The sequence below is a fragment of the Clostridium pabulibutyricum genome (assembly GCF_058242705.1).
Map to the genome: position 1 here is coordinate 35,402 of NZ_JBZAYZ010000020.1, position 9,079 is coordinate 44,480.

The 9,079-nt window shown below is 30.1% G+C and carries 7 protein-coding genes and 5 tRNA genes; 2 read left to right on the forward strand and 10 right to left on the reverse strand.

Annotation, left to right across the window (positions count from 1 at the left end):
• Position 1: 1 nt before the first annotated feature.
• Both AC4CVH_RS15350 and AC4CVH_RS15355 read right to left on the reverse strand, forming a co-directional pair.
• The gene (locus tag AC4CVH_RS15350) at positions 2-2,110 is read right to left on the reverse strand and encodes a bacteriocin-associated integral membrane family protein (RefSeq protein WP_490788609.1); all 2,109 of its coding nucleotides are present in this window, start codon (positions 2,108-2,110) and stop codon (positions 2-4) included.
• Between the two features lie 107 nt (positions 2,111-2,217).
• A complete protein-coding gene (locus AC4CVH_RS15355) occupies positions 2,218-3,636 on the reverse strand; it encodes a MerR family transcriptional regulator (RefSeq protein WP_490788610.1) in 1,419 nt (472 codons plus the stop codon).
• A gap of 676 nt (positions 3,637-4,312) precedes the next feature.
• Between AC4CVH_RS15355 and AC4CVH_RS15360 the strand changes: the two genes are divergently transcribed.
• Positions 4,313-4,993 (forward strand): site-specific integrase, encoded by a 681-nt coding sequence (locus AC4CVH_RS15360; RefSeq protein WP_490788611.1) that lies wholly within the window; start codon positions 4,313-4,315, stop codon positions 4,991-4,993.
• 404 nt (positions 4,994-5,397) lie between these two features.
• Here the strand turns inward: AC4CVH_RS15360 and AC4CVH_RS15365 are convergent, their stop codons facing one another.
• Together AC4CVH_RS15365 and AC4CVH_RS15370 are read right to left on the reverse strand one after the other, a co-directional pair.
• Entirely contained in the window at positions 5,398-5,697 is a 300-nt protein-coding gene (locus AC4CVH_RS15365) for a hypothetical protein (RefSeq protein WP_490788612.1), read from the reverse strand.
• Complete coding sequence (locus AC4CVH_RS15370) at positions 5,690-5,917, reverse strand: helix-turn-helix transcriptional regulator (RefSeq protein WP_490788613.1); 228 nt, start codon at positions 5,915-5,917, stop codon at positions 5,690-5,692. The genes AC4CVH_RS15365 and AC4CVH_RS15370 overlap by 8 nt, the downstream gene beginning before the upstream one ends.
• A 567-nt stretch (positions 5,918-6,484) precedes the next feature.
• Between AC4CVH_RS15370 and AC4CVH_RS15375 the strand changes: the two genes are divergently transcribed.
• On the forward strand, positions 6,485-6,871 hold the full coding sequence (locus AC4CVH_RS15375; protein WP_490788614.1) for a hypothetical protein: 387 nt from the start codon (positions 6,485-6,487) through the stop codon (positions 6,869-6,871).
• A gap of 1,085 nt (positions 6,872-7,956) precedes the next feature.
• Here the strand turns inward: AC4CVH_RS15375 and AC4CVH_RS15380 are convergent.
• The 6 genes from AC4CVH_RS15380 to AC4CVH_RS15405 all read right to left on the reverse strand — a co-directional run bounded on the left by AC4CVH_RS15380 (position 7,957) and on the right by AC4CVH_RS15405 (position 8,893).
• Positions 7,957-8,271 carry a hypothetical protein gene (locus AC4CVH_RS15380; protein WP_490788615.1) on the reverse strand — a complete coding sequence of 105 codons (315 nt, stop codon included), beginning with the start codon at positions 8,269-8,271 and terminating at the stop codon, positions 7,957-7,959.
• Positions 8,272-8,465: 194 nt separating this feature from the next.
• Positions 8,466-8,539, reverse strand: a tRNA-Cys gene (locus AC4CVH_RS15385).
• Positions 8,540-8,556: 17 nt separating this feature from the next.
• Positions 8,557-8,631, reverse strand: a tRNA-Gly gene (locus AC4CVH_RS15390).
• An 8-nt stretch (positions 8,632-8,639) separates the two neighbouring features.
• Positions 8,640-8,715, reverse strand: a tRNA-Phe gene (locus AC4CVH_RS15395).
• 8 nt (positions 8,716-8,723) lie between these two features.
• A tRNA-Asp gene (locus tag AC4CVH_RS15400) sits at positions 8,724-8,800 on the reverse strand.
• A 17-nt stretch (positions 8,801-8,817) separates the two neighbouring features.
• Positions 8,818-8,893 (reverse strand) — tRNA-Val (locus AC4CVH_RS15405).
• Positions 8,894-9,079 lie beyond the last annotated feature (186 nt).

The window sequence follows — 9,079 nt, forward strand, 5'->3', positions numbered from 1 at the left end:
GTTAAGCCCCTCCTTTTATAAAATCAAGTACTTTTTTATTCTCCACATAGCTGAGCATTATAAAAGAAAATAAAAACTCCAATATATACCCTATAGACACTACAAGAAGAATAACCTTGAAATAGGCAATTGAAGCTGCATATGAAACTTCCGCTATAAATGCCCACTGTAATAATATAAATATGAAATATTCCTTATATTTATCTGCCTTTCCATATCCATTAAGTTTCTTTATAGCTATTTTAACTTTAAATTCTTCGAAAAAGCTGTAGATGTTTTGGACAAATATTAATACAAGAACAAATAATATTAATACTATGCCAATTGAACTCCATATAAGCATTGTTTTGTATTCTTTAATATTTGCACTTAATTCCTCATCTGCATAGTTAATATGGAGTCCATAAGATAAATATCCATATTGTTTTAATTCAGATTGTATAAAATCTTTGTCTGACACACCTTTATCAACTTTTATCTTAAATGGGTTCCCTTGAATATTAAATAATTGTGCGTTCCATCCAGGATAGGCACCTTCTTCAGTACCAACAAATAAAATTGGATTCTTTACGCAATATCCACTTTCAGGGTTTACCATGAAATCATAGGAAAATAATTTTTGATTTGACTTCATCCATATTATTTGGATTTTACGTTTAACACCAAAGGAATCAATCCAGTTTTGATGAAATCTCTCGATTTCAGCTTGTTTATTTTTATATTTATACGGAACAAGTAATATCCAATTACTATTTTTCTCTGAAAGCATTATTTTTTTACCATTAATATCATAAACAGAATTTTCTTTTAGATAATTTGGATTTACCATGGCAAAATACTCTGTACTAGGAAGTTTGGTGTTAGCCTCAACACTCTGTTTTTCATACATTCCAAACCCAGCAAATAGCGCCCCTCTACTATTAAAATATTTGTATATATCTATATTTTTATTGGAATATTTTGTTTCAGTTCCAAGTTTTTCAAGACTTAAAACTCTATAGTTTGAAACATTTTCCCATATTTTATAAGAGCTATTAAATGCCATTTTTATATTGTTATAATTTACAGCCTGTTTATTTATTAAAAATATAAATCCAAGACATAATATAATCTTTACTATTGTGTTAAAAACCATTATCTCTTTTGATGGATATTTATTTTTTATAGCTGCGGATATATTTATATTATTCACATATATATATGGTATGGAAGCTACTAAAAATGTGATAAGCATTAAAACAAAGTACATACCTAAAAGATTTTTTAAGAAATAGATATAGTATATGTTAAGATCTTTAAACAATATTAGGCTCATTATAATAGTGGAAAGGATCATTGTTATAAATTGTGTAAAAATTATTCTCAGAATTCTAAATTTCCAAATGTCAATTGTTGAAAATCCAAGTAACTTTTTTACAGCAATCTTTTTATAAGATTTTAATATATCATATAAAATAAGAATCATGATTATAAAGAAAAGTGATGATATCTCAATATAACTATTTTTAGAAACATCCCCTATATCCTGTGATTTGGAAATGTCCATATCTTTAACACCTATTCCATCTCCAAGCATGTCTTTAAAGCTGTAAATGCTTTTATTATCTGGAACTGTTACAGTACAAGGCCCGTCCAGTAAAAGTCCATCATCAATCATACCCTGAAGCGTGTGTATCTCCATAGGAATTCCATTAAAGCTTGCAATTTTACCTATTTGATTTTTGTTTCCTGTATCTTCAGTAGATAAAAAGTAATCTGTATTCATTAGACTTTTATCAAGTTTTTTACCCCATAGAAGATGAAATTTATTCATATATTCATTGTCATTTGCATATATATACTTTATTATTTTCTCTCTTCCATTTACCTCATCCACACGACTAAAATATATACTTGCATCATCATTATTTGAACTATTCAATATTTCCTTATACTGCTGTCCTTTGGGAAGTAAATTTATCTTGGATGGTATTGTTACCTCGTAACTGTTTTTCAGATGATGTTCTGCATTTTTCATATTATAAGTTTGTATCTGCTTCTGCTCATTATATAATATAAAAAAAGAGAACATTGAAATTATTACCAATAAACTAATAATAAATTTTTTCAATGTTTCTCCCTCCATGATTATATTTACATACAATTAACTAATAGGTAATTTATTCGTTTTTTCAGTTGTTCCACTAAATAAGAAATTTGCGTATTAAATATATAATTTCATTCTATTGGCATATAATTATAAACAATTGACTTTCCAGTACCTTTATAATCATTGCTATATAGTGTCAACACAGGGAACTTTACAATTTTATACGCCTTTGAAATAAAAGTAATTAAAGTCATTTCATTTTTTATAAGCGTCTTTAAATTTTTACTTCCTCCTAAAGTAGTATACCAAGCATGCTCATGTGAAGGTATGGTAAATGCCTGCATATCTTGTGGTATCTGTATTACTTTGGAAACTTGTACCCCTATTATAAATGAAAAGTTAAATTTGTGAACTAAAGTTTTAGGCTTTTTATATTGAGGTAAGCTGTCAATCCCGTTAATCGTATAAATATCGTTAGGATTTATCACATTACTAATTTGATCAATTGTTTTTCTAAAATTCTCAACTAGCTTAGGTACTTTACCAAGAGGAATAATTTTTTTATATTCAAATCCAACAAAAATCATTTCAGGTAAAGTAGTTACCCCCATATTATTTTCAATTTCATCAACACTAGGTTTAAAACACTCTGAGTATCTTTTTTTCATTTCACAATTAACTGTTAAAAGATTCTCTTGAAATTTTTTATACTTTGAACTAAGTATCTTCAAATCTTCATCTATTAATTTAAGTAAATCATTCATATATTTTATATTGTCCTTAGAACTTGTATAATTTATAAACTGCTTTAATAATTTTAAATCAGTTTCAGTTAGTTCAATATCATACAAATTGTCTATATAAGTTTGAATATCTTCCTTATTCATCGAATAAAAATCTTTATCTCTATTTTTAATTATTTCTTCAATCAAGTTCCAATCCATCTTATCTGATTCAATACTATTTAAAATTTCATTATTAACTTTTAACTCATGACTATTATCAAGTATTTTAACTAAATGAATCCATGCACTTTCTTTTTCTTTATTATCAATTGGTTCATCAAGGTAATTTGAAAATTTGAAACAAATGTATTTGCCAAAGAATCCAGGAAAAATACGTAACAATTCTTTTTTCATATATCCTTCTTTTTCTCTTTCACTCATGTCAAAACTTCTTTTTAATAGCATCATGTCATCAGTAATTTTGTCCATATTAGAATTCATGAGATTAATATCATTTATACATAGTTGAAGAATTTCCTGAGATCTTTCCATATTTAAAATTTGTATCTGTACTTTATTTAAATGTTCCTTAAATATCTTTTCAATTTCTTTAGGACTTATTAATATTTCTTTAATTTTTTTTACTGGTATGTCAAAGCTTCTCAAAACAGAAATTTGCTTTAATTTTTCAATATCTTCTTTAGTGTAATCTCTATAATTATTATCCCTATTTACCAAAGGACTAATTATTCCACTTTCTTCATAATAATTTATAGCCTTTTTTGTAAGAGATGTAATCTTCATAACTTCACTTATTTTCATATAAAAATCCTCCTCAGGTATTATTTGTTATTGATAGTATAAACTAACGCCTAAGGGATCAGTCAACAATAATTCATAAAAATTTACTATTTTGATTTTATTAATAGTAATTATATCATAAATTTTACCAATAAAAACCAATTATATTCCTAACAAATACAAATCACTTATTTCTTTACACTGCATTATTTAATTTTCAAAGGCCAATGTTCGTATTTCAAATTCCAATAGTTGTGTCGTAAATTATTCATTTTACGCACTAATATCTATCCACTATTTCACGTATTTTCTCAATATTTTTGACGCTAACAGTCCGGCAACCTATCGATTTTCTTACTGCATCTATAATCTCTTTACATTTATTTGATTGATAAGTCCCCATACTCTTTCCTTTAAACTCTCCATCTAATATTGTAATTGCTTTTTGCAAGTGTATAAAGGAAAACATTGGCCACATAAAGCTTAAAAAATTAACTCCTCCTATAATTCAGCAGTTCTATAGTAATTTACCTTTAGAGAAGAAAAAGTTAAAAGACGGTACTATTAAAAAAAGATATTCTAATGGTACCGTACTTAAAACTCACAAGATGTTTCATTTAGCTCTAAGATGGGCTGTTAAATGGCAGATGCTACATGTAAATCCTGCCCATAACGTATACCGCCAAGTGATTACAAAATGGATATAGAAGTTTGGTCTGTAAAAGATGTAAATTCCTTTATGCAATTAATTAAAAATACACAGTTATTTCCTGCTGCCTATTTAGCTTACATGACAGGAATGAGAAAAGGAGAAATGTCTGCTTTAAAATGGGAAAACGTATATTTAGAAAATAACACAATAAAAGTAATACACAGTATGGTTGAAGACAAAGGCCAATTAATACCCGAAGATACAAAAACACAAAATTCGAAAAGGAGCATTTCCATAGATGACACTGTTAAAAATCATCTGAAAAAAATAAAAATTACGCAACAAGAAAGAAATTTATCTCTTTATAAAGATAATAAAATTAATTATGAATATGTATGTTCATGGCCAGATGGTCGTCCACTAAGGCCACAATATATAACCAAAACATTTTCTAAATACGTAGAAAAATATAATTTTAAAAAAATAACCTTTCATGACTTACGACATACTCACGCTAGCATAATGTTTGAAGCTGGTGTTCCTAGCAATGTAATATCTAAAAGACTAGGACATGCTCGAACGTCAATCACAGATGATATTTATATACGTATCAAACCTCAAGCTCAAAAAGATGTAGTAGAAAAATTTTCCAAATTAATAAAGCAAAGGACACCAGAAAACAAAAATGATCTCTTAGGACACCATCTTAAGAAATCATTAAAATAAAATTATATTATAAAACCCTTGAAGCTGTTGAATTTCAAGGGTTTATCTTTGGAGGCGCCACCCAGATTTGAACTGGGGATAAAGGTTTTGCAGTTATGTTCACTGCTATTGGCCTGGCAACCTCTGTATTCATGCGTATTTAACCGCGTTGTGGTCTTTATTAATATATAATATCCCCAATCTTATATCTTTCTATTATTTTATAAAGCATATCCATAATCAAGTATATGAAACAAACTGCAACCAAAAATTAATATTAATTCCATGATAACTGTTGTAAATACTGACTTAATCAAAACTCTATATCAAAAATGTTGCAATACCCTTTCTTATAAGTGTTATTTTATACATACAATACCATGAAGCAACTAATCTATTTAGCCTGTTTAATATAATTTTAAGTTTTAAAATTTTTTTACAACAAATGCAAAAATAAAGGCAATAATAAATGTAACCATAAATGTTATAGCAACAGTTTTTAGCCAAGCCTTTCCTAAAATTTTTTTCCTGTACTGATATACAGTCATAACTAAACCACTTATGATTACTATTGCAAGTAAATCCCATGGTGCCTCATTAAATCTCAATCCTCTATACACAACATCAAGCAATACTGTAAATGCAATGAAATTATATCCAAACTTATAGCTAATATTTTCAATAAAATTTGTTCTTTCATCCTTTGTAATCATTTTATTAGTCATTATTTTTTACCTCCTCAAAATAAAATAATTCCTCAAACTTTTTGCCAAGTGTTTTTGAAAGTATTAACGCCAACTTTGCAGTTGGAGAATATTGACCTGTTTCAATGGAACTAATTGTTTGTCGAGTTACTCCTGCAAGTATAGCAAGTTGTTCCTGTGATAGACTTTTCTCAGCACGAGCAACTTTTAAACGGTTTTTTAGTTGTATATTTTCATACAAATTACCATCTCCTTTAATAATATGGTAACATATGGCACTATATATGTCAAGTATACTATGCAAAAATACAAGTGTACCTATCATATTGTCAAGTATGCTTATAATCAGACTGTGTTGAATAATTAAAATTCATAATAATAGAAATCCTTCAACAAAAATTTACAATATTTCAAATCACAGGATACATTCTGCCCATACATGCTTTATGGATAATTCAAAACATCATATTGAAATTAAATTTATGTCACAAAACAAACTTTTTCTCTACATGATATATGAGAACAAAAACAATAAATAAAGTGGAAACGCGGAAAAAATAAACAAGTCACGTTAAGGAAAAGAACTGCTAAAAAGAGGTTACACCGAAAGCAGTTACAGGGTGATACGATATGTGGAATTTATGTACAAAATCAAATAATAGAAGCAACAGCGTAGTAAACAGGCACTTGCAGGAAACAATGTCCAACTCTTTTGAACACTTCGAGGAAACTGTTAGAGGAAAACGTAGAGCCTACTGGGACACCGAACTTGAAATTAAAGTAGAAGAATTATTTAGAGTAGGAATTTATGACCCCATTTATGAATAATCTGTACAAGCAATTAGAATGTATATCCAAGGACAAACGGAAATATTATAATGCCAATAAAAGGCAATGGGATATGAACTGCATACCTACGGAAATATTGGAGCAGATACCAGATAATAAAAATATTTATCAAGACATGGAATTGTTACTGGATTTACAGAACTTACCTTGCGATAGTAACTTGAACTGCTCTGAGATAGATAAACAGGTATTAATAGGATTAGCAACTGGACAAATTTGCAAGAAAAATATTCCTGCTGTTCTGGTCTGGACAAATAAAGATGATAGAAAAAAGTTAAGTAGATACATGAAGAAGTTACAGAAGTTGTGTAGCCAGTTATTGAGTTTCATGTTTGTTGCAGGATAATAATATTTGTTGCTTAAAACAGCCAGTTTGTTGTAGGATTGTTGCTGATTTATTGCGTACAGATATTAACTAAAACACTCGCAAACCTCGCCACTCATATAATTAACCCTGTGGGGCTATATATACTGCTTTATCTGTTATCAGTATTATTTAAGTATTAATATAACTGTTTTATTTTTATTGAGAGGGTTTCCTGCTTTGCCTTTACAATATATATACGAATTTTTAGAGTAGTTTGGGGCATGATTTTGAAAAAAGCTTGAGAAATTTTAAAATTATTTTTAGTGGTGAGTGGTACGGTGCTGAAATAACGGTACTGCTCCTGTATTTTTTTATCTGGGGGATGGGTACTTGGTTACGCAGTCATAACGCAGAAAATATGCTGATTATAATTGCAAAGCCACTGCTTCTAACCCATGAAGCAAACCCTGTAAGCCATACCAATAAAACACTCTATTAACAGTAATACAATGTTATCCTCTGAACTTAAAATGCCCCACATGATGTAAATGTATTACAGCTACCCCAAGTTCAATTATTCCAGTTATACCATAATAATTTATACAATTTACAATTAGAGGAACATATATAAAACTGACTGGAAGACATATAACCAGTTAATGTTAGCATTATGAGTAATTATCCTGCCACCATAAGTTGAGTTAAAAATGTATTCCTCGTTATTATTCTCGGCAATATCAATCAGCCTTTTCAGTTGTTTTGCAGTCTTTAAGCTTATAGGTAGTATACGTGTTTCTCTTGTCTTAGCTGTTTCTGACCGTCTTATCCTTGCTGTTATAATCCTCTATGCTAACGTTAAGCAGTTCATTTATTCTTACACCACAGTCCAATATAACTAACATAATAACATAGTCCCTAAATTGGGAATACTCCGCTAAATCCAGAACCTTAAACATTCTCTTAACTTCTGCTACTGTTAGAGGTTCTTTTGTATCTTTAGGCACTTTAACAAGCTTAATCTTACTGGAAATATCCTCTGTAATAATCTTCTCTGTATATAACCAACGTAAATAACATTTAACTGTCCTTAATCTTAAATTAATTGTACATGGCTTATATTCTTTCTAGAATAAATAGGCAATATATTCTAAAAATATACCCTTTTCAACGATACGGTTCTCATACTCCTGTACCTCACTCTGCACCCAGTTTTTTAAGTACCTCATAAATGTTAAATGGTCTTGAATTGTCTTTTCTGCTAATCCTTCAAGATTTTTTACAGTCATAAACTGCTCATGTAATTTTAAGAACTCGCCAATATTAAAAGTGTCCTTATGTTTCTTCTCTGTAATTATTGGTGTTCCTATTGTTTCTACTGTTGGTACTCCATCCATTGTTATTAGCTTACGTGTAGCCTTGACTTCGTTCTTTCTTGCCATAACTTTCACTCCTTATAATAACTGTAATCATCATAAAGAGCCACACAAAGGTTTATACGCAAAACTCGATACAAAGGTTCGTAGACAGGTTTAATATTGTAAAGAAAGAAATAAACGAAAAAAGTGTCTGCAACCAATTCAACCCATTGATAAATCAACAGTTAAACCACTTGTAAACACTCTGAAATAATTTTTGGAGGCGCCACCCAGATTTGAACTGGGGATAAAGGTTTTGCAGACCTCTGCCTTACCACTTGGCTATAGCGCCACATATCTAATTTTACTTGGAGCGGAAGACGAGATTCGAACTCGCGACATTCACCTTGGCAAGGTGACGCTCTACCACTGAGCCACTCCCGCATTAACAATGGTGGCCAGACCAGGAATCGAACCAGGGACACGAGGATTTTCAGTCCTCTGCTCTACCGACTGAGCTATCTGGCCATTTTTTTTGGCGACCCAGAAGTGGTTCGGACCCTCGACCTCCGGCGTGACAGGCCGGCACTCTAACCAACTGAGCTACTGAGCCAATTAGCCGTTACATCATGGTGGGCACAACAGGGCTCGAACCTGTGACCCTCTGCTTGTAAGGCAGATGCTCTCCCAGCTGAGCTATGCGCCCTCAATCACGCAACCCACATCATTACCGCAACAATTAATATTATATATTGGAGGACATATATTGTCAATAGTGAATTTTATTTTTTTAAACATTTTTATGAACGAAAGATGATAATGTCTTAGTATACCAAAGTTGATTATGTCCCAAAAAGCAAATTTATAATATAATAAACCTCATGACAAAGAA

Excerpts from the sequence above, each read along its gene's own strand:
- AC4CVH_RS15355 (WP_490788610.1), bottom strand. The coding sequence starts at position 3,636 with ATGAAAATAAGTGAAGTTATGAAGATTACATCTCTTACAAAAAAGGCT.
- AC4CVH_RS15360 (WP_490788611.1), top strand. The coding sequence starts at position 4,313 with ATGGATATAGAAGTTTGGTCTGTAAAAGATGTAAATTCCTTTATGCAA.
- AC4CVH_RS15365 (WP_490788612.1), bottom strand. The coding sequence starts at position 5,697 with ATGACTAATAAAATGATTACAAAGGATGAAAGAACAAATTTTATTGAA.
- AC4CVH_RS15375 (WP_490788614.1), top strand. The coding sequence starts at position 6,485 with ATGACCCCATTTATGAATAATCTGTACAAGCAATTAGAATGTATATCC.
- AC4CVH_RS15380 (WP_490788615.1), bottom strand. The coding sequence starts at position 8,271 with ATGGCAAGAAAGAACGAAGTCAAGGCTACACGTAAGCTAATAACAATG.